This is a genomic window from Virgibacillus sp. MSJ-26 (assembly GCF_018918075.1).
GTDB lineage: Bacteria > Bacillota > Bacilli > Bacillales > Amphibacillaceae > MSJ-26.
Genome location: NZ_JAHLPW010000004.1, coordinates 153496 through 173372 on the forward strand (window position 1 = coordinate 153496; position 19877 = coordinate 173372).

Annotated in this window: 21 protein-coding genes; 5 read left to right on the forward strand and 16 right to left on the reverse strand. The window is 36.5% G+C overall.

The window, feature by feature from the left end; translation table 11 throughout:
* Positions 1-149: 149 nt before the first annotated feature.
* Entirely contained in the window at positions 150-1316 is a 1167-nt protein-coding gene (locus KQI49_RS04630) for a TraB/GumN family protein (RefSeq protein ID WP_216487188.1), read from the reverse strand.
* A 196-nt stretch (positions 1317-1512) separates the two neighbouring features.
* Between KQI49_RS04630 and ymzB the strand changes: the two genes are divergently transcribed.
* On the forward strand, positions 1513-1863 hold the full coding sequence (gene ymzB, locus KQI49_RS04635) for a protein YmzB (RefSeq protein ID WP_216487189.1): 351 nt from the start codon (positions 1513-1515) through the stop codon (positions 1861-1863).
* Positions 1864-2028: 165 nt separating this feature from the next.
* On the opposite strand, the gene yhbH is transcribed toward ymzB, so the two are convergent.
* The 6 genes from yhbH to KQI49_RS04665 all read right to left on the reverse strand — a co-directional run bounded on the left by yhbH (position 2029) and on the right by KQI49_RS04665 (position 8392).
* The gene (yhbH, locus tag KQI49_RS04640; RefSeq protein WP_216487190.1) at positions 2029-3192 is read right to left on the reverse strand and encodes a sporulation protein YhbH; all 1164 of its coding nucleotides are present in this window, start codon (positions 3190-3192) and stop codon (positions 2029-2031) included.
* Positions 3193-3401: 209 nt separating this feature from the next.
* Positions 3402-5291, reverse strand: a complete 1890-nt coding sequence (locus tag KQI49_RS04645) for a PrkA family serine protein kinase (RefSeq protein WP_216487191.1) — start codon at positions 5289-5291, stop codon at positions 3402-3404.
* 107 nt (positions 5292-5398) lie between these two features.
* Entirely contained in the window at positions 5399-5815 is a 417-nt protein-coding gene (spx, locus tag KQI49_RS04650; RefSeq protein ID WP_216487192.1) for a transcriptional regulator Spx, read from the reverse strand.
* Positions 5816-5923: 108 nt separating this feature from the next.
* Complete coding sequence (locus KQI49_RS04655) at positions 5924-6553, reverse strand: TetR/AcrR family transcriptional regulator (RefSeq protein WP_216487193.1); 630 nt, start codon at positions 6551-6553, stop codon at positions 5924-5926.
* A 227-nt stretch (positions 6554-6780) separates the two neighbouring features.
* Complete coding sequence (locus KQI49_RS04660; protein WP_216487194.1) at positions 6781-8019, reverse strand: hemolysin family protein; 1239 nt, start codon at positions 8017-8019, stop codon at positions 6781-6783.
* 85 nt (positions 8020-8104) lie between these two features.
* Positions 8105-8392: a hypothetical protein gene (locus tag KQI49_RS04665; RefSeq protein ID WP_216487195.1), complete on the reverse strand. Its 288-nt coding sequence runs from the start codon at positions 8390-8392 to the stop codon at positions 8105-8107.
* 128 nt (positions 8393-8520) lie between these two features.
* Here KQI49_RS04665 and KQI49_RS04670 point away from each other — a divergent pair, with 128 nt between their 5' ends.
* On the forward strand, positions 8521-8712 hold the full coding sequence (locus KQI49_RS04670) for an H-type small acid-soluble spore protein (RefSeq protein ID WP_216487196.1): 192 nt from the start codon (positions 8521-8523) through the stop codon (positions 8710-8712).
* 15 nt (positions 8713-8727) lie between these two features.
* Positions 8728-8907: an H-type small acid-soluble spore protein gene (locus KQI49_RS04675; protein WP_216487197.1), complete on the forward strand. Its 180-nt coding sequence runs from the start codon at positions 8728-8730 to the stop codon at positions 8905-8907.
* A gap of 102 nt (positions 8908-9009) precedes the next feature.
* Here KQI49_RS04675 and KQI49_RS04680 read toward each other — a convergent pair whose 3' ends face one another.
* The 3 genes from KQI49_RS04680 to hprK all read right to left on the reverse strand — a co-directional run bounded on the left by KQI49_RS04680 (position 9010) and on the right by hprK (position 11771).
* Positions 9010-9759, reverse strand: coding sequence for a hypothetical protein (locus KQI49_RS04680; protein ID WP_216487198.1), 750 nt, complete (start codon positions 9757-9759; stop codon positions 9010-9012).
* A gap of 450 nt (positions 9760-10209) precedes the next feature.
* Positions 10210-10665: a CBS domain-containing protein gene (locus KQI49_RS04685; RefSeq protein ID WP_216487199.1), complete on the reverse strand. Its 456-nt coding sequence runs from the start codon at positions 10663-10665 to the stop codon at positions 10210-10212.
* Positions 10666-10856: 191 nt separating this feature from the next.
* Positions 10857-11771, reverse strand: coding sequence for an HPr(Ser) kinase/phosphatase (gene hprK / locus KQI49_RS04690; RefSeq protein ID WP_216487200.1), 915 nt, complete (start codon positions 11769-11771; stop codon positions 10857-10859).
* 504 nt (positions 11772-12275) lie between these two features.
* Between hprK and KQI49_RS04695 the strand changes: the two genes are divergently transcribed.
* Together KQI49_RS04695 and KQI49_RS04700 are read left to right on the forward strand one after the other, a co-directional pair.
* Positions 12276-13865: an MFS transporter gene (locus KQI49_RS04695; RefSeq protein WP_483887803.1), complete on the forward strand. Its 1590-nt coding sequence runs from the start codon at positions 12276-12278 to the stop codon at positions 13863-13865.
* A gap of 184 nt (positions 13866-14049) precedes the next feature.
* Positions 14050-14364, forward strand: coding sequence for a hypothetical protein (locus KQI49_RS04700; protein WP_216487202.1), 315 nt, complete (start codon positions 14050-14052; stop codon positions 14362-14364).
* 61 nt (positions 14365-14425) lie between these two features.
* Here the strand turns inward: KQI49_RS04700 and KQI49_RS04705 are convergent, their stop codons facing one another.
* The 6 genes from KQI49_RS04705 to KQI49_RS04730 all read right to left on the reverse strand — a co-directional run bounded on the left by KQI49_RS04705 (position 14426) and on the right by KQI49_RS04730 (position 19868).
* Positions 14426-14932, reverse strand: coding sequence for a QueT transporter family protein (locus KQI49_RS04705; RefSeq protein ID WP_305852314.1), 507 nt, complete (start codon positions 14930-14932; stop codon positions 14426-14428).
* A gap of 156 nt (positions 14933-15088) precedes the next feature.
* Complete coding sequence (locus KQI49_RS04710; RefSeq protein WP_216487203.1) at positions 15089-15844, reverse strand: 3-oxoacyl-ACP reductase; 756 nt, start codon at positions 15842-15844, stop codon at positions 15089-15091.
* Between the two features lie 20 nt (positions 15845-15864).
* Positions 15865-16086, reverse strand: a complete 222-nt coding sequence (locus tag KQI49_RS04715) for a DUF2829 domain-containing protein (RefSeq protein ID WP_216487204.1) — start codon at positions 16084-16086, stop codon at positions 15865-15867.
* A 121-nt stretch (positions 16087-16207) separates the two neighbouring features.
* A complete protein-coding gene (locus KQI49_RS04720; RefSeq protein WP_216487205.1) occupies positions 16208-17695 on the reverse strand; it encodes a peptide MFS transporter in 1488 nt (495 codons plus the stop codon).
* Positions 17696-18089: 394 nt separating this feature from the next.
* Positions 18090-18884 (reverse strand): RDD family protein, encoded by a 795-nt coding sequence (locus KQI49_RS04725; RefSeq protein WP_216487206.1) that lies wholly within the window; start codon positions 18882-18884, stop codon positions 18090-18092.
* Between the two features lie 12 nt (positions 18885-18896).
* Positions 18897-19868, reverse strand: a complete 972-nt coding sequence (locus tag KQI49_RS04730) for a stage II sporulation protein M (protein WP_216487207.1) — start codon at positions 19866-19868, stop codon at positions 18897-18899.
* Positions 19869-19877 lie beyond the last annotated feature (9 nt).

The following is a 19877-nucleotide window of genomic DNA, read 5'->3' on the forward strand; positions in this document are numbered from 1 at the left end:
CATCACACGCAGAAAAAGTGGTTTTCTTTTTCAAGAGTCTCCATGTTTTTCCTTCATTATGTTAATAGATAGCATAAAATTACCGAACAAGGATATTTGATATAAATCCATTGTTCGGCTTTTATTTTGGTTTATATATCCCAATCTTGTTATAAATTCTCTAAAAATACTCGAATAACATCGGCTCCTCCAACAAATGTTCCGATCGAGCTACCAATATTGGCGAGCACAATAACCAGGAGGACACGGGTCACTTTATTATTCCAAAATCCTTTTATATGAAATACATCTTCGGTTAAATTTTCAAAGTCACTTACATGAGGTCGTTTAATATAAGCTTGAACGAAACCTGCAAACCAACCAGCAGCAATTAATGGATTAAGCGATGTAATTGGCGCTGCAACAAAAGCTGTCACAATTGCTAATGGATGTGCAAAAGCAGCTAATGCGCCTAGGGCCGAAAATGAGCCATTCCATAAAATCCAACTTACCGTTTGTTGCCATCCAGCAGCAGGATTTGCTAAAAATGTGTAGGCGATAATTCCCAAGATAATAATCGGAATCGACCAACCAATAATTTTAGGAGCTTTAGATTTAGGTGGTCTTTGTGCTAATTTTTTCAAATTATGTTCTTTTTTAATTTCCTGAGTAATTCCCGGGACATGCGCAGCTCCTAGAACAGCGACAATTTTTTCACCTGGGGCATTTTTTATTTTTTGGGCTAAATACTGATCGCGCTCATCAATTAACGGCTTTTTCAAACGTGGAAATTCCTCTGTGAATTCATGCAACATGGCATTGATGGTGTCTTGTGTTTTCATTTTTTCCAAGTCTTCTTCTGAAATGGTTTCCTTTGAAAAAATACTAGCTATGACTTGAGTAAGTAAGAGAGCCTTCCCTTTTAAACCAATCCCACCCCAAATCCTTGAAAAAGTAATTTGAATATCACGATCGGCTAGTACAAGTTCAGCACCCGTTTCTTCTGCAGATTCAATTCCTTGAATCATCTCTTGACCAGGACTAATATCAAATTGCTTAGCCATTCGATTTTGGAATGACGAAATAGCGAGATTCATAAGAAGTAAGGTTGCCTTTTTATCTTTAATAACCTGAAATATATCCATTTCCTTCCACTTATTGCCTTCACGAATAGACTTGAACCGTTGTTCATCAAGCTCAATACATACTGAGTCAGGTTGCTCTGCTTCTATGACTTCTTTCACTTGTTCGGCACTATGTTTTGACACATGGGCGGTACCTATTAATATAATTTCTTTACCATTTAATTCGAGTCTTGTTATTGTTTCCTCTGACATCTAAACCATCCTTTAGATTATTCTGCCTTATTAACAATATTTACTTGCTTCATTTTACTTTAATCTCTGCAAATTTACACATACTACAATCATAGACCAGAAAAGTATAAATGAACATTGTTTTTCCTATTTTAAATGAAATTTTATCCTTTTATTTTTACTTCCAGATAATAAAACAGCAATCAAGGAGAGAGCAATGGATAAATTATTTTTAACAATTGATGAATTGAATGAGTTATTAAATCAATGGACAGGCCAATATGTTAAAGTTACAAAACATGAAATCGATGATTTAGATAAAACAGTAATTGACTTAGACAGTATTTCTTATAATAAAAACCATGACACCATCGATGATTATCAATCTAAATATACGATGCATTTAAACGGAGTAGGGCATGTGATGACAGCCCAAAATAAAGCAAGACCTCTTCCTGAGGATCAATACGACATTCCATTAGAAAATGATGCTTTATATGAATTTGATGGCACTGAATTTATTATTAGTACAAAGCGAGGAATATATAAGCTTGAGATTGTACAATAAAAAACCATACCCCATGGGGATATGGTTTTTTATTGTATCAGAAATGATTTGAAAAGTTGTCTCGGTCATTTTTCGTCAACTTAGACTAACTTTAATCGAGAGAAACGCTGTCTCGATTGTTTCATACAATTACATATTATTTCTGATTGTGACAAACAATATAATTTAAACCATTTCTCTTTCTTTACTGAAAAAGCTTTTTAATGCACTATAGATATCTCGGTTTTCTCGTATAATATAGGAATGAAAGCTGGGATGGTTGATTGACTTAAAGGCACTCATCAGGGTTGATAAGCGATTAAAAATATTTACTTCTCCATAGCCAAACATATTGGAGACCTTCAAGAGTTCGTAAATTAACTCAAGAGAACGTTCGTTATCTGTGGAAAAGTTATCGCCATCTGATAAATGAAATGGATATATATTGTATTTTGATGGTGGATATTTTGTATCAATTAATTCAAGTGCTTTTAAATAGGCTGAAGAACAAATTGTCCCACCACTTTCACCTTTATAAAAAAAATCTTCTTCTGACACTACTTTTGCTTGGGTATGATGAGCGATAAATTCAATCTCTACTCTTTCATATTTTGATCTAAGAAAGCGCGTCATCCAGAAAAAGAAACTTCGTGCCAAATACTTTTGCATCCTGCCCATGGATCCGCTTGTATCCATCATGGCTAAAACAACAGCACTTGATTCATGCCTTTCTACCTCATTCCATACTTTAAAACGTAAATCATCGTTATGAATAGGGGAAATTTTAGGTTCTCCAACGCGTGCATTTCTTTTTAGAGCAGTTAATATAGTCCGTTTTTTATCGATGTTACCCATTAATCCCTTTTTACGTAAATCATTAAATTCAATATCTTCCGTTACCAAGTCGGGGGTTTCCTTATGCGTGAGGTCTGGTAACTCGAGCTCTTCAAAAAGTATTTCTTCTAACTCCGCTAAAGACACCTCGGCTTCATAATAATCTTCTCCAGGGGCATCTCCCGCTCCTTCACCAGAGCCTGCACCCTTTTCCCCTTTTTTATTTCCATCTTTGGCGACAACATCACCTACTTGACTGTCTCCATCACCGCTTCCAACGTATTGATTATCTTCATGATTAAAACGAATTTTATATTCATCGAGGGAGCGAATGGGAATTTTAATAACATCTTCTCCATTTGACATGATAATATTTTCCTCACTAATGATGTCAGGTAAATTATCTTTTATTGACTCTGTTATCTTATCCATATGACGTTGTTGGTCTTGGTAACCTTTCCGGTGGAGGGTCCAATTTTCCTGAGAAATAACAAAGTTACGATCAACATCACTCATACTATCCCTCCTGAATTATAGTGAATATAATTAAAGTTGCTGATGTTTTTACAATTTAGGCAAGTCAAATTCGTAAAAACCTCGAACAATCTTTCTTTATCCTATGCGACACTCACCTCTTTATTGTGTGTATTTTCCTAAAAGTATATAAATAAAAGATTACAAAAATGACAAGATCTCATTAAGATAAGATCTTGTCATTATTTTATTTAACGACTTAGCAGGCTTCCGACATAACGCAAAAGTTCATTTGCTGATACTGAACTATAACCATACTCATCAACTAATCTAGCAATGACTTCATTTATTTTCTTAAGTTGAGATTCATCTGGGGTTTGGGACGTGGTCGTAATTTTGACAACATCCTTTAAATCCGCAAATAATTTTTTCTGAATTGCTTCGCGCAGACGTTCATGCGATTCGTAATTAAATCGTTTCCCTTTACGGGCATAAGCAGATATACGGATGAGAATCTCTTCTCGAAAGGCTTTTTTTGCATTTTCAGAAATGCCTATTTGTTCTTCAATAGAACGCATTAACCGTTCATCAGGATTGACATCTTCGTCTGTGAGCGGATCTTTTAATTTCGTCTTATTACAAAACGCTTCAACATTATCTAAATAATTATCCATTAAAGTTCTTGCTGACTCTTCATAAGAATAAACAAAAGCCTTCTGCACTTCTTTTTTGGCAATGTCATCGTACTCTTTTCTTGCCACCGAAATATAATTCAGATACTTTTCTTTATCTTCTTTTGAAATTGACGGATGCTGATCAAGCCCATCTTTTAATGAACGAAGGACATCGAGTGCATTAATCGAAGGAACTTCTTTTCGAATAATTGCTGATGAAATCCGATTAATAACATAACGAGGATCAATTCCTCCCATGCCTTCATCCGTGAACTCATTTCTTAATGAATTGACATCTACTTGGCTAAACCCTTCCACGCTTTCATCATTATAAAGTCGCATTTTTTTCAGAAGGTCGACCTTTTTAGATTCCTTCAGGCGAGTCAAAATAGTGAAAATGGCAGCTACTTTTAAAGCATGCGGAGCAATATGAACATGCGCCATATCACTTTCTTGAATCATTTTTTCATAAATCCGTTCTTCTTGAGTCACCTTTAAATTATAAGGTACAGGCATCACGATAATTCGAGAGTGAAGAGCTTCATTCTTTTGATCTGCAATAAACGAGCGGTACTCTGCTTCGTTGGAATGGGCAATAATGAGTTCATCAGCAGAAATCAAGGCAAATCGTCCCGCCTTAAAATTCCCTTCTTGCGTCAACGATAGGAGTAACCAGAGGAACTTCTCATCACACTTTAACATTTCCTGAAATTCCATGATTCCGCGATTAGCTTTATTCAATTCTCCATCAAATCGGTAGGCCCTTGGATCAGACTCTGACCCGTATTCAGCAATCGTTGAAAAATCAATACTGCCCGTTAAGTCCGCAATATCCTGTGATTTAGGATCTGACGGGCTAAATGTACCGACACCGACTCGCTTATCCTCCGAAAGAAAAATACGTTCTACTTTGACGTCTTCAATTTTTCCATCGTACTCTTTTTCAAGACGCATAGCATTTAGAGGGGATAAGTTTCCTTCAATTCGAATTCCATATTCTTCAAAAAACTCTTCTCGTAAATGAGGTGGGATTAAATGGAGCGGATCCTCATGCATCGGGCATCCTTTAATCGCATAAACCGCTCCTTCATCAGTACGGCTGTATTGTTCAAGGCCGCGCTTCAGCATGGTAACAATCGTCGACTTTCCACCACTTACCGGTCCCATTAATAAAAGGATGCGTTTTCTGACGTCAAGTCGCTTCGCTGCAGGGTGAAAATATTCCTCAACGAGTTTTTCAATCGCATCCTCAAGACCAAAGATTTCCTCACCAAAAAAATGGTACATCTTTTGACCATCTTTTTCTGTGAAACCAGAGGCTTTTATCATATTATAAATTCGTGAGTGGGCTGTTTGCGCCACTTCAGGTCTTTCTTTGACTATTTCCAAATATTCCGCGAAGGTTCCTTCCCACCTTAATTGCTCCTCTTCTTCACGATGTTTTTTGACCTTACTAATGATATCCAATCTATTCCCTCCATCCATATCGCGGTTTATATAACGTATGCAGGAAATAGATTGGTGATGAATAAATGTTTATACCAGTTCAAAGATTGAATGGGTTTCATCCACTTTTATTGGTAATCTTCAGCAACATAGAGCTGTTTCATTCTTAATTTTAACCATTCGAGTTCACGAGCTTTTCTAGGTAAGAACTGACGAATATCATCTTCATTATAACCAACTTGAATTCGACGATCGTCAATAATGATCGGATTTCTTAATAACCCTGGGTGCTTTTGAATTAAGGTAAGAAGTTCTTGTAGAGGTAGTGTGTCAAAATCTAAATTGAGTTGTTTGTATATATTTGATCTGGTTGAAATAATCTCATCTGTACCATCTAAGGTTAGTCGTAATACACCCCTAAGTTCTTCTACAGTCATTGGGATATCTCTTATATTTCTTTCTGTATAAGAAATTTCATGTTTATCAAACCACTTTTTAGCCTTTTGCATCGATTTACAAGGTGTACCATAAATAGTTACGTTCATTTAACAAACTCCCTTTCTTAGTAAAATTCATATTAAAAAATGCTTAAGAAAGTCTTTGTTGTACATAAACAGTTAAAAACTGCCTCATGAGATATCAAGGTTAGGGACTTATTCTTTCACGTTTGTATCTTTCCCCAATCCATTTTTAAGTAAGTTAATTTGAATTTTGAAGTTTTCAATAGCCTGCTCATAAGTTAAGTTTTGAGCATATTTTTCAATTAAATTCCGAAAAATGACCATTGATATTAATTGCATCAAATGATGTAACTCAACATTATTACTGATGTTTAAATATTCTTTATCAATCAAGGTGTCAATCTCTTCAATTTTAGCATTGCTTCCTTCAATGTTGAAAATCCGATTAAGTTTTTCTTCAATTTCATGAGTCATATTCAAAAATGCATTCTTCAAAAACAAAAGTCCTTGATCATTAGGGTTTCCCTCAATTGATAATTCGAAAATATGGATGACAGCCTCAAATAAATTCCCATCATGCATCTTCAGACACTTTAAAAACTGGTTTTGCTTCATTTCAACTTGTTTATTTAACAAGTAGAAATAGGCATCTTCTTTATCCTCAAAATATTGATAAAAGCTTCCTCTTGGAATTGCAGCTGTCTTTACTATATTTGAAATGGATGCTTCATAAAATGGAACTCGAGAGAATTCTTTCTCTACGGCATAAAGCAAATTATCCTTTTTATCTTCGGGTAAGTTAAAAAATGTCTGTTTAGGCAATAGCTTTATCCCCCTAAAGTGACACCTTGTCACAACATCTATTTATAGAATAAATGACAGCGTGTCACAAGTCAACTTCAAAGTTCACTTTGTCACAAAGTTGTCAAAGCAAAAAATATATTTGGGAACGTTAGCTAGCCATGACACTTGATTTTTGTTTCCATTGTTGGATTCAAACGAAAAAAATATATGTAAGCTGCGAAACCGAGAATAGATTTGGTGACATTTCAATCCTCCAGCTCCTCTTTAAGAATTTGAACCCTCTTAATCGTTCGATTTCCTGTTGATAATACCGTGAATCGTAATTTTCCCCGCTCAATCGTTTCTCCTTCATGAGGGAAATAATCAAATTCCTTAAGCAAGTAGCCAATCAAAATATCTTCTTCTTCAGAAATATTTGTCTGAAAAATAGAGTTCAATCGATGGAGAGGTATTTTCCCATTACAAATAATTTCATTTGGAGTAAGCTTTTCAACCAGTGCATCCCCAACCGGGTCGTTCTCATCTTCAATTTCAAGACCTATCATCGCTTCAATGATATCTTCCAAAGTTAAAATCCCTTCCGTTCCACCATACTCGTCCAACACAATGGCGAGATGTTTTTTTGCTAACATCATTTCACGAAAAACTGATTCGATGGATTGGAGCTCATATATTAATAACGGATCCATGTCACTAAAGGTTTCAAGTTTCTTTTCAGGCTGTGTTGACCACGAAATAAAAAATTTTGAATGAAACACTCCGATAATATTATCTAAATCATCTTCATATATTGGGTAACGCGTAAAAGGGTTATGGGTGATGATTTCTCTAACTTCTTGATAATTAGCTGTACGGGGTAATGCCACAATATCAACACGAGGTGTCTTCATTGCATCATTGACATTTAGATTGTAAAAATCAAGTACCCCTTTAATTCGATGGGACTCTTCTTTTTTAAAGGTCCCTTCTTTACCGGCTATATCAACCATCGTTTTAAAATCTTCTTTTGAAACTGTAACGCTTTTCATTTGGCCTTTAGAAAGAACTTTTATAATCAGGCCTGTTAATAAATTGAGCAAACTTGTCAACGGCTTCAAAAGAAAAACAATAAAACGTATAACAGGAGAAACAAGATAAGCAATACGCTCAGAAAATGCAGCTGCGATGGACTTTGGAATAACTTCTCCAAAGATAATAATAGTTAGCGTTAATATCGCTGACGCTATTCCTACGTTAATATTATAGTCCATGGCCACAATCGTAACTAACGTCGGCAGTAGTATATTCGATATATTATTACCAATTAAGATTGTTGTAATGAACTCTTCTGGATCAGATAATAAATTTAAGAGTTGTTTGGACTTTTTATCGTCTTCGTTCTCCGCTTTTGTTTGGACTCTCATTTTATTAACAGCTGTTAAAGCCGTTTCGCTCCCTGAAAAGAAAAAGGATGTGATTAATAAAGCGATGATTGCAATAATCACTGAATGTTCCTCCTCTGACGGCTTAGAAAAGATAACAATGATACTTTATAGTTATTCCCAAATGTATTCATAAGGAAACATACAGTCACCATTTTCCAATGTATTCTTTATATGAATCGATGAAAGTCTGGGGAGAGACTTTGACATTATACGAGAAGACACCTCGCAAAGTATGCAAATAAAGAAGCCCACCAGCCTTACCAAATTGACGATAAGACATATCCATAATTTCAGTTATCGAAAATTCACGGTGCTCAGTCACAACTTTATCAGAATATAAATACATATGGCGCTCTAACTCAATATCTTTCTGGTCAATACTGGACACTTCCCGTTGAACCTTATAATAAGGTTGTACATCAATTAAATTCATCTTAACATTCCCACCTGAATTTTTAATTAATTAATATTTTTGAAGCACTTCCACCTCTTAGGCAAAATATACCCCACATATTTAAACTCATACGGCAAAAAATAAAGTATGAAGGGAGAGGATTGAAGATGGAAGTTAACCGAGCCAAAGAAATCATTGACTTGCCTTATTTAGTTAATATTCACTTTCACGGCATCCCTGTCTATCTTCAAGATGTTAATTCGCATGAAAAAACAGCAACTGTTTTTCCACTAGATAACATGGAACACGAGCAATCAGTTGATTTAAACAGACTAAATGAAGAAGGTCCATTAAATTAACATGGAGGGAGCCCCTTGAATATTCAGCGAGCTGAAGAGATTTCACAATCTCCTCAAACGGAACGTGTCACTTACAATGGAAAAGCCATCTATATTCAACGTATCAACGAGCAAAATGAAACGGCTCGTGTTTTTCATCTAGAAGAACCTGATGAAGAATTTGATGTTGAAATAAGTCAGTTACAAGAACATTAGAACATCCCTTCAAAAATCTAAACACGCTCAGAAAACCCTGGGCGTGTTTTCTCCTTCTTTTAACTATTACGATTCAAACTTAGGAAAGGTTTCATTATGCCCTTACTTTTTCTTGTCTTCACTTTTTTCTTCCGATACGAAGAAAGTAAATGGTTGATTCGACCCTTTTAACAACTCATAAATATATGAAGATGTTAATTGAAAGCTTTCTTCAACCTTTTCCACAAGATAATTTGTTCTTTCGAATAAACTCGCTCTTAAGTGATCGAGCTGTCGGATTGTTTTTTCAGTTAGTGCCTCTTGATTTTCTAATCGTTCATTTAGTCTATATTGCTCATCATCCTGCTCGCCTATTCGCCGTTCGACATTCGTTTGTAACTGTAACATATAATTTAGTTGGTCTGATAACTTACCGTTAAACGACTCGTATTGCCCAAGATAATCAATTGTATCTTGGTTCGATTCACTGAGGATAGATAACTGCTCGAAAATCTCTTGTTTAGCTAATCCCTCTTGTTTGAAGGTCGTCTCAATCTCATCATGACGAGCTACTAAATCATTGAGGCTGTCTAAAATAGTTTTTTCAAATAGTTTCTGCTTACGATTTTGATTATTAAGTTCTTCGAGTTGTTGTTCTGTTTCCTTTCGTTGTTGCTGCTGTTCGGTTGATTGCTGGCTTTGTAGGAGGGTGAGTTTTCTCAAAGATTTAAGCAATGTCTCATTGACTTGCCTTTGTTCCTTTACCAGCTCTGATACATGGTCTTTTCGGTAAAAACTCTGATTTTTGCCAACAATATCTATTTCACTTTCAAAAACACCTGGATGCTCACCAGTGTTAATAAAAAGTGCCATGGTAATCATCCCCTTATCAAATGATGATACTTATTCTATGCGTTTGACTAGATAAAGGAACACTTTGCACTAGAACAGTTGCTGAAATAGGCATTCATCTAGTTCATTCATTTCCAACGGAACAAAAGGAACTTTCCGTATTTACCATGGTCGCCTGGGTTTTTAATTTTATTGATTAATTTGAACGGAGTTAGTTTTCTTTTTGAGGTATTTTTTTAAATTCAGGCAATGGATAATACAAAATAATATTCACGGGGCGTTCGTTTCTTTGACCAATATCATTATATTCCCTACAACTTGTTTAAAGATGTCTATTGAAAAGGATTAAAAAATAACGATTTCCTGATGTTATCACACGAATACCTATCATACTGTGAAAAAAAGCAGCTTTTACTTTTCCTACAAGGATAATATAAAAGCTGCCTAGATTGATTAGTTTTTAGTCATTCTTTACAATAGCATTTCAAACGAATGTCTAATGACATCACCACGACTGATAATCCCGACAAGTTCACCATTCTTCTCAACTGGTAACTTTTTGATTTGTCTTTCCCCTAGAATTGCTGCAATGTCTTCAATCTCTGTATCCCATTCGGTTTTAACGACTTTCCTTTTTGCGATGGCCATTACGTTTAAATCAAGTACCTTTTCAGCTCGCTCATCATACTTATCGTGATCACCTTTAATAAGACCAATAAAGAAAAACGATTCATATACATAATCCTTATGCTTTCCGATGTAACGCATGATATCGCCGTCACTTATGTAGGCGATAATTTGATTTGTTTCATTAACGATAGGTAAGCCACTAATTCCGTTTTCGATAAATTTTTTCACGACAGCCCGAACAGTCTCGTTTTCTTCAACTTTGATGACGGGTGTTTTCATGATGTTTTGAGCATTCATTTTTATCCTCCTAGGTTAAAGTTTTTAAATTTAGTCATGGTGCATTTAGATAGCCTTTTTCATTAAATACAGCCGAATATACGAATGACATAACACAAATGACATTCCTTTTTTTATATAGCAAATGAATCATGTACTATAACTTTCTTTACCTCAACTTATGAATTAGTCCTCAACTAAATTATAGTATTTTACTCATTATCATTTTCGATTCGTTTCATAAATTCCTCTGCTGCGCTATATCCTTGTTCTCTTAAGTACCAGTTATTGGCCGCTGCTTCAATGAGCCCCACGACGTCACGACTTGGTTTTAGTTGAATTTCAATATGTGGAACAGATACATTCATATATTCTTTATAGAGCGATTCGACTTCTAGCTCATTATATAAGGCATCTTTATCCCACTTGGTAAGTTCAATATCAAGCCCTATTCGGGTTTCTTCTTGAAAAGCTTTTCTTCCATAAAGCCGCACTACATTTAATAGTCCTATACTGCGTAGGGCAAGAAATTCTTTGTTCTTTCCATTATGGGTGCCGAGTATCGTATCAGGACCTAACTTCTTTAAAACAACAATATCATCGGCAACTAAACGATGTCCCCGACCAATTAGAGTATGAGCAATTTCGCTTTTTCCAACGCCTGATTTACCGCGTATGAGAATTCCCATTCCAAAAACATTTACACAAACGCCATGAATAGCAATTTCAGGTGCAAGTACTTTTGCCATATAAGCATCATACTTTTCAATAAATTGAGCAGTTGGTTCAGGCGTACGTAAGAGTGGGATACCTTCTTGTAAGCAATATCTCTTTAAATACATAAGCCCTTCTTGATCGGAAGTCACAATGAAACACGGTGGATGATATTTGACAACATTACCGATTCGAACGTTTCGCTCATCATGACTTAATTGATGAAGGTACGTGATTTCTTTTTTTCCTAGAACTTGAACATGTTCCATCGGAAAGAAATCAAAAAAACCGATAAACTCCAGTCCCGGTCGATGTGTTCGCGCTTTTGTAATGGGACGATGAAGCTGACTTTCCCCTGCGAGTACTTCTAGGGAGAATTGATTGACTAAATGTTTCACAGTTACTGATTCCAAAGTATTGACTCACACCTTTCTCACCATATTTTTAAATCCATAGTGGTGAGTAACAACGATGATCCAGTTAATCATCTATAATGACAGGGTTGCCAAATCCCTATCTCCTTAAGCCCTTGCTGTGTTGAAAAAGGGGGTGGCATACAAATACGGATTCTAGTTATAGTATAACCCGAATGACATCAAAATGGGAATCTATGACAAAATTTCTACCAATGAACAAAAGCGCGGGGCACCGTCTAGCATCAGGCACAGCTTAAGCAAGAAACAAAAAACACCAAATGCATCTAGTGTTTTATATAAAGTTAAAGAATGAAATTATTATTTTTATTGCGGTTACTGTTTATCTCCAGATATCGATCCTGAATCCTTCTATGGAAAACTGTTATTTTATATTCATACTCTGTTCATTTTTAAGGTGTATTTTTCGCTCATCGGTTATTTTTCAAGTATGATGAGAATAATCAGAGAGGTTTTTGTTCATGATCACGCTAGGAGATGCTTATAATGGAAAAAAACAAAAAGGCTTCTAAAGTAAATACTGGTTTTATCATTTTATTAATTGGTGTATTTATGGCAGCCTTGGATAATGGAATTATCAGTGCCGCATTAACGACTATTAACTCCTCATTCGATGTATCAGCAACAGCTGGAACATGGGGAATTACTTTATACACACTCGGCTTAGCAATTACAACACCTATTGTCGGAAAACTATCCGATCGCTATGGGCGAAAAAAATTATTCTTAATTGAAATTGCTATATTTACGATTGGGTCACTTGGTGTCGCTCTAAGTCCCAATTTCACGTTTTTTCTAGCATCTAGACTAATTCAATCCTTTGGTGGCGGGGGTATTTTTATAATTGCAAGTTCTCACGTCATCAGTACATTTACTAAAGATAAACAAGGAAGCATGCTCGGTTTGCTTGGTGGGATGAACGGTATTGCTTCTGTTATCGGGCCAAACATCGGAAGTTTCTTAATGGACGTAACAGGGACTTGGCATTGGCTCTTTTTAATTAACGTCCCTATCGGTATCTTACTTGTCATTGGAGGTTTCTTCTACTTACAAGAAACAAAAGATGCCGTTATGGAAAAAATAGACTTTCTTGGTATATCACTCTTATCTTTTTCTATTTTAAGTGTTATGTTTGCTGTCAACAACTTAGGTTCAGGTAATTTACTTGATAGTCTATTTAACTTTAGTGTCCTGGGTTTACTTATTCTTGGCATCATCATTTTCGCAGGTTTAATTTTTGTGGAAAAAAGAAACGAGGCAGGTCAAGTAGACACGATTCTTCCATACAGCTTGCTTAGCAAACCAACCTATTCAGTCACCATGATTATGGCCTTTTTATCTGGGACATTTATTGGTGCCGTCATTTTCATCCCTTCCTTTGCAGAACAAATTCTTGGAATTCCCGCTGCTAAATCGGGTTATTGGATGACACCACTCGCTCTTGCTTCTGGCATTGGCGCAGGGGGAGGCGGTTATTTTGTCGATAAGCAAGGCCCTGTTAAAACATTAATTGCATCAGGTATCATTGCGATTATTGGTTTTGGTGGACTCGGGCTTTTCGTTGATTCAAAATCATTGTTTCTCATTTTCTCAGTTATCGCAGGGATTGGTTTTGGATTTGTGTTGGGTGCGCCATTAACTGTGCTGACGTCTAATGCAGCTGGCACGCAAAAAGGTTCAGCACTCGGTACCTTATCAGTTGCACGTCAAATAGGACTGACAATTGCACCAACAGTATATGGAACTTTTATTCAGCGCGGCTTTAGTAATCTAGGAGAAATCATACCTGAAAAATTGCAAGCACATGGGGTTGATCCAAGTAACATCCCTCAAGGAGAAATGGAGAAAGTTAGCGGTGGAAGCTATAGTGATATTCAAGCAAGTATAGCCCAAATTCCTTCCGAAGATGTACAAAATGCATTAAAAGAAGCATTTAACGAAGCGGCACACAACGCTTATGAACCAATATACTTTACAACCGCCGGTGCAGCTGCTTTGATTATCATTTTATCGATAGTTTTCAGTAAGAAGTTCAAGCGAGATGCTGTTGAGGAAGAGGATACAGACAACTAAACTTTTAGGAACTTAACCAAATGGAGCAGCTCAAAAACCAGTCCATGAATTTAGGTCTGGTTTTTGTATTTAGTATCATTCGTATTTTCACGTTAACTGCTTTCTAAAAATATTATAGACCTTGCCCTTATATAATGGTAGTATATATTTAAGTTTTCTAACTTTTTGAACGGGGGTGAAGTGAATGTCAGTATCACGAATTTTAAAATGGGTTACTGGGGCATTCGAAGCCATTTTAGGTATCCCAATTATTGGAGCATCAATTATTCTTTCTTTTGCATGGACGCCATTATTAGCAATGTTAATATTACATATCATTACTTTAGTTCTGACAAAAAGAGATAACGGCGCAAGCATAGGAAGCGTTTTAGGTATTGTTACTTCTTGTATTGGATGGATTCCATTTGTGGGAATGATTATGCATATTTTATCAGCTATTTTCTTAATGGTGAATGCTGCAACGCCAGATAGAGAATCGGTTGGTAATGTGATTGTTTAAAAAACAGACTAGTCTTGGTATAAATAAAACCCTTGACTAGTCTATGTTTATAATGTGTCTCTTACTTCGTTAAATCAATTCTCTTACTAATGAAGTAGATAATAATCCCACCAACTGTCATAGATGCTAATTCACCAAGTCCCGTAACTAACCATGTTTCAAAGAATGGCATATTGAGAAGAATTGCAAACTGACCCGCTACGGTAAACATAGAAAGCGAAAAAATAATTGCAGTCACTGCTAATTTTAACTTATCGCTTTTTATATGTTTTGTGACGGCGCGGCAAAGTAGTAATACCAATAGTGTCGCTGTTCCACCAATAGGCACATCAAGCACCCAAGTCGGTGATAAAAAGTTGGCGAAAACAACACCAAGCGTTACAGCAGCAACATATCTTTTATGATATAAAGCTAAGTAATTAAACACTTCCGACAGCCGGATCGGCATGGCTCCAAAACCCGCTAATACGACTGTGACGACAACGTATAAGGCAGCCACAAGTGCTGTTTTCATCAGCTCGGAAGCATTCACTCGTGACGATTGCGAGTGTACATTTGTGTTATTCAATTAGTGATTCTCCTTTGTAAAATAGCATTAAAGCTATTTTAGTAATAACTACGGCTAAAGAAGATTAAGTTCCGTAGTGCAAGCTTGTTTGCTAGCTCACTAATTGTAACATAAATTGACGTACGACTGCTGATAAAAATTACTTTAAAATCACCATTACTTGATTGTCCAGCCACCGTCAATAGGAATGACAGCACCATGAATGTAACTCGCTGATTCACTCGCAATGAAACATGTCAAATCAGCAACTTCAGCCGGTTCTGCCCAGCGACCTGCCGGGGTTTCACTTGCCACCCATTTCGCCATATCTCCGTCACCTACAAAATCCTTTTTATTCATCGGTGTTTTTATAGCGCCTGGAGCAATAGCATTAGCACGAATCCCTTCTCTCGAATAATCCAAATCAAGCTGTTTTGTATAACCAATAATCCCATGTTTAGCTGCCGTATATGCCGCTCCGCCTCCTCCAGCAACTAACCCAGCAATCGATGCCATATTCACAATGACACCTGACCTTTGGGCTAACATATGGGGGAGTACAGCGTTCGTAACGAGAAAGACACCTTTTAAATTCGTGTTAATTATATGGTCCCAAAGTTTCTCATCGGTTTCTAAAGTTTTTTTATAACCGTCGAGAACCCCTGCCGTGTTTACCAAAATATCAATTTGGTTAAAATGCGACAGCGCCTTCTGAACTGCTGTTTCGATTTCGATGCCAGACGATACACTACCAATGAAGTATGTAAAACGGGGGCCATACCGCTTCTTCAAAGTCCACAAACCCTCTTCGTTTATATCCAGTGCAAAAACATTCGCACCGTTTTTCAAAAAAGCCTCGGCCTGTGCCTGTCCAATTCCTGAAGCTCCGCCTGTAATGAAAACAGTTTTTCCTTTATATTCTTCAAACAGCATCGTGTCATCCTCCAAGATTATTACTCAACAACTTTCCAATCTTCAGCTAAAATATCACATACAGTTGGCGTGAACATCGTATATCCTTCACCTCGAACATTAATTAGAAAATAAGGATTCAGAGTTTCACCATCATGCGTACTTTCATCAACAAGTTTCACATACAACTCTGCTCCACCCCAACCTGAACGGATCACTTTTTTTCCTGCTTTTAACTTTGGTAACACATCTTCAAATGTCATAAAACCTCTTCCCTTCCAAGGATGATAGTATTCTAATTGCAGTATAAAAGATTAACCTTAAGATAGCAAAAAGCTGGTATTTTGAACAACAACACGCCATTCAAAATACCAGCAAATATGATTAATCTATTCCACGCATCAAGCCATGGATTTTTTTAGATAAGAATAAAAGTAAAATACCAATGCCGATTGATACAATCCCAATCACCGTAAAATAGATGATTTGTGTATCAACACTATAAAGCTTTACAAGTTGTGCGTTAATGGCTTGTGCTGATGCGTTTGATAGATACCAAACACTCATCGTCTGTGATGCAAAAGCTGCTGGAGCTAATTTCGTCGTAGCTGATGCTCCAACTGGTGATAAGAATAATTCACCTAATGTTACAAGTAAGAAGCTAAATACAAGCCATATTGGACTGATTGCGGATCCACCTGATGCACTAAATGGTATAACCATTAGTAAGAAGGATGCACCTGCTAGGATAACACCGATTGAAAACTTTACCGGTGTGCTTGGCTGTTTTTTTCCCCATTTCGTCCACATGACAGCAAATAATGGCGCTAAAAACACAATATAAAATGGGTTAATTGACTGGAACCAGCTTGACTTAATAGCAAAAGATCCAATACTCAATTGCGTCTGTTCATCAGCAATCCGAGCAAAAATGGTTGATCCTTGCTCTTGAATAGACCAAAAGGCAATTGCTGTAATGAATAAAGGAATATATGCAAGAAGTCGTGACTTTTCCACTTTCGTCGTTTTCTTACTGTTATACATAACAAGGAAGTAAATCGTTGGGATGACAATACCTAGAATACTAACGACAAAAGTAAACCTGTTAATGGTAAGGAGTCCGGTTGCAATAGAATAAACTAATATAACAGCTAGGATAATGGCGCCAATGCTAAAGCCTTTAATAATTTTAGTCTTTTCTTCTTTACCAATTGGATTCGGCACGTATCGTCCAGCTTGTCCCAAAGTTTTTTTAGAAGTAATGATATACCAGATTAGTCCGATAAACATTCCAATGGCGGCAATGGAAAATCCCAAATGAAAATTATAAGTTTGTCCAATTGTTCCGACAACTAAAGGTGCAATCAAGGCTCCCGCGTTTGCTCCAGTATAAAAGATACTAAAACCAGCGTCACGCCGGTAATCTTCTTTCGTATATAAATCTCCAACAATACTTGATAAATTCGGTTTTAATATACCTGAGCCGAGAATAATCAAGGCCATGGATATGAAAAGTGCTGGCACACTTCCAGGGAATGATAGTGCTACGTGACCAAGTGCGATGAGCACACCGCCCATAATAATCGTTGAACGACTTCCGAGAATTCTATCAGCAAGCCATCCTCCAGCAATCGTAGACATATAGACAAGCGATCCGTAGATTGACATAATTGACGTGGCCGTAGCTTTATCAAGTCCTAAACCACCTTTTGTCGTCTCATAATAGATATAATATAAAAGCACGGCACGCATACCATAATAGGAAAATCGTTCCCAGAACTCAATCGAGAATAACGTTGCAAGGCCTTTTGGATGGCCAAAAAATCCCTTCTGGGGAATCGTTTTTATAATTGATTCTTTATCCGTCTCCATTAAATTACCTCTTTTCTGTCAATTTCATGTTGTTTAAGGGCTTTAGGTATATATATGTCCATTTTTTAGTGGATTACTCTAGTATGCGCCTCTAAAATCCAAATTTCAAGGGTTTATAAAATAGTTTTTATTGCAAAATAATAATGAAAAATCCCATTTAATTGTAAATAATAAACAGAAAAACTGCCTATCTTTTAAGAAGCGATAAGCAGTTAAATTTGTGCTAATCAGTTAATTGTTGTTGAATCGCGAACTCTTTATAATTCTTATTTTAATACTTTACTTTATACTTTATACTTTATTTATGTATGAATTACGCGTATAAAAAACAAAAATCCAAACAATGTTTAAAAAGTAAACCATTGTTTGGATTTAAGTGATAACTTTTCATACTCTACAGATCAAATTCCCACTCGTCTTTCATTTTTAAATATAGGATCAATAATATATTCTCTAATTCTCGTTCTGATCTCGTCCCTATGCTAAGGCCAACTTTCGGAAATAAAATAGCAGCCATTTCTCTTGTGAGCTGGCTCTGGCGGTCTTCTGGCATTTCCAAAAGTTTATAGCTATAAGTCTTTAATAAATCGTATTCTTTTTTACCAAATGAGTTCATAGTCCATTCGTCGAGATGAATGCTGTCCATATCCAATTGACGTCGCTCAATTTCTTTTACCAGTGGCGACTTCTTTTGCCTTTTCGCTTTCCCTTCATGGATAACAATCGTTCCTGCAGCCATATCTCCGAGTCGCTTATGTTTAGAATTTAAAAACACTAACAACATACCAAGAAAATAACTTGCGGGTAACATGTCAATCACCCGGAGCAAGTTCCTAATGATTGCTGACAGAATAGTAATACTGTGACCGTTTTCTTGAATCACACGAATGCCGATAATGTTCTTACCAATCGTTTTTCCATTGAAAAAGTACTCACTGACCAAAAAATACCCAAAGTTTATTGCAAATAGAGCTAACAGCCAAATCGCAGCAAACCATCCTGCACTATCGCCCACCATTAATAAATTCGATTCCATCATAAATACTAATCCGAAAATTAAACCCATATTTACAATGGTCAAAAGAATTTGATCAATAATCATGGCCGCGGCTCTTGATCCCAGACCGGCAAGTCTGAATTGAAGGGAAACGAATTCAGGTGTTTTTATTTGTATTTGATCTTGTGTCATATCTTTCCCCTCCTAACTTTCAACTGTATCTCTTTTATCCAATAATAATTTTCCACTTATCATATATAATACCAGCGCGAGGACTGTTACCCCCGCCACTATATACTTCACTTCGAGTGAAAGCTGAGATGGCGTAATAAATCCTTCAATCACACCGGCCACAATGAATAAGGGAATCGTTCCGAGAAAAAGTTGTACCGAGCGTTTTGCATTTTCCTTTAATTGAAATCCCCGCGAGAACGAACCGGGAACGAATAATTTGTAGCCCATTAAAAGTCCCGCACCACCTGCTATAAAAATGGCTGTAAGCTCAATCATTCCGTGTGGCACAATGTAAGCCCAAAATTCATAACTCATTCCAGCATGCCAATAAACCGCAGCGATACCGCCGACTATTAATCCATTATAGACAAGAACATAAACTGTTAGTAATCCAAACGTAATCCCACTGGCAAATGCTAATATAGCCACTTGAATATTATTGGTCATTATTTCAGCTGACATTAACGAAGAATCAATCACATCATGCCCTTCCCCGAGGCGCTCCGGATCAATGCCAGCAGACATTTCATCCGGCATAATGGAATAAAAGTGAAGTGGATCATTCACAATCGATAAAAAGCTGGCTAATCCGCCGAGTAAAAATAACAGCATAGCGATAACGATAAATTTCCATTGTTCAAGTAACAGGCCGATAAATTTTGTACTGAAAAAGTAGCGAATTTGCTGAAAGCTAGAGACCTGACTTTTATATAATAAATTATGCGATTTTGATACGAGCCCATTTAAATATTCAGTGACCTCTTCACCTGGGTAATAGGTCTGGCTATAGGATAAATGCTGCGCCGCTCTCTGATAGAGCTGTTGAAAAGTAGTCACATCTGCCCCAGTTACCTTTCTTCCTTTCTTCTCTAGATGCACTGTATATTGTTCTAATTGTTTCCATTCATCCCTATGACGCCTCACAAATTGCCTGATGTTCATTTTCTCACC